The sequence below is a fragment of the uncultured Escherichia sp. genome (assembly GCF_948475835.1).
In the GTDB taxonomy this organism is placed as follows: Bacteria; Pseudomonadota; Gammaproteobacteria; order Enterobacterales; family Enterobacteriaceae; genus ECMA0423.
Genome location: NZ_CAOLGM010000250.1, coordinates 1 through 1744, shown reverse-complemented (window position 1 = coordinate 1744; position 1744 = coordinate 1). Strand labels below are relative to the sequence as shown.

Sequence of the window (1744 nt, the reverse complement as noted above, 5' to 3'; positions counted from 1 at the left end):
GATTTAATCTTACCTGGTTGAGGGTGGTTCAGATAACTATCTCATGGTATGAGAATATCTATATCGCAAATTGTTTTTGAATGACCAGAAGATATCTTGCGAATCTAAGTTATGCATCTTAAATAGTCTTATTTAAGATGTTCAGATCTCTTTGTGTGTTTAACTAACTGATAATACTAGGATATGATGAGGGAAGTGATAGTGCGGAATAATAACGAATGAACATTATGAAAACTGGAATGGTTCAAAATTGTAGCAATTTTGAACCATTCACAATGGATATCAGCTAAAGAACATTACCGATACGCACAGGATACCCACGATCAGCGTAATCAGATTTCCGATGGAACGCCAGGGTTTAAGCGCCGGGATCAGATACGTTGACAACGTAGGCATGATGAAAAGTATCATGGCAATGAGCGGGCCGCTGATCGCGTAAATCATCGAAATCGCGTTCGGGTTAATGCAACAAACAATGAAGGTGATCAGCGATACCAACATAATTGATAGTGCGCGGTTAAATGCACGACTTTTCTTTACACCAACCTGCTGTAGTGTTGTTTTGACGACCTCCGTGGCACCTTCAATAACGCCAAAGTACGTACCCAGGAATGATTTCGACATCGCAACTACTGCGACAATAATCCCGGAAATTGACAGCCATGCTGGGGCGTTCGGCAGCATAGAAAGCGCCGATAAAATGGTGACCCCTTCTTCTTTAGCCGCTTCAATATACGAAGGTGGAATAGAAAGCAGGCAGCTAAAGACAAAGAACAGTACACTTATGCAGATGATGAGATAAGCGACTTTCATAATTTTTTTGCATTTATCCATAGCGTGTTCGCCATATTTTTCACGTCTGTCTATGGCAAACGTAGAAATAATGGGCGTATGGCTAAAGGCGAAAACCATCACGGGAATCGATATCCATATCTGGTGAAGGGTATTCTGATTGAACTCTACCTGGGTCGTTAATAGATCAGGTTGCCAACTACCGACAAGGTAAATGGAAAGAAATAAGAAATAGGCAATCAATGGGAATACCAAAAAACCCATTACCCGAATGGTTGCATGGCGTCCCATCAGAAAAATGAGATTCAGGATTAATACAACACCCAGACTCACCAACATACGGATGCGAAGATCAATAACCATATGCTTTGCCAGCTGTTCCGTAAGTGAGTTGGTAATTGCCACTGCATATATCAACACGACGACAAAAAAGGCGATGAAGTACAGCGTGGTAATCAGATTACCAATCTTCTTGCCATAGTAGTGTGTTACTGCGCCCGTTATCCCTTCACCTGCTGATGTTTTCGATGAGAGGATGAACTGGCATAAGGCTTTATGTGGCCAATATGTTAAAGGCCAGGCGACCAGAGCAGTAATAAACAGGACCACAGTCCCTGCCGAACCTAACTGAATAGGAAGGAAGAGCGTGCCTGCACCAACGGCTGTGCCGTAGAGCGCGAAACTCCACAGAGTTTCTTCTTTAGACCAAATATTAGACATTATCTGAACGTATCATCTACAAATTAAACAAAATGGAGGGCAATTTACCATAAACCAGGTTAAGTATGGGAGATTAACGCCCTATCTACCCCTCTATTGGTGGGTTAGTGGTTGCAAACCTTACGTGCCAGTTATGACTCTGACTACTGCTCAGGCATATTTCCTTTGTGATAAAAATCACTTTTTTTAAACAATTAAGATAACTGTAATTAACACTCATTTACTATTGCAC

General features: G+C 41.6%; 1 protein-coding gene. It reads right to left on the bottom strand.

From position 1 onward, the window contains the following. Positions 1 to 282: 282 nt before the first annotated feature. Positions 283 to 1512, bottom strand: a complete 1230-nt coding sequence (locus QZF50_RS23590) for an amino acid permease (RefSeq protein ID WP_061892525.1) — start codon at positions 1510 to 1512, stop codon at positions 283 to 285. Positions 1513 to 1744 lie beyond the last annotated feature (232 nt).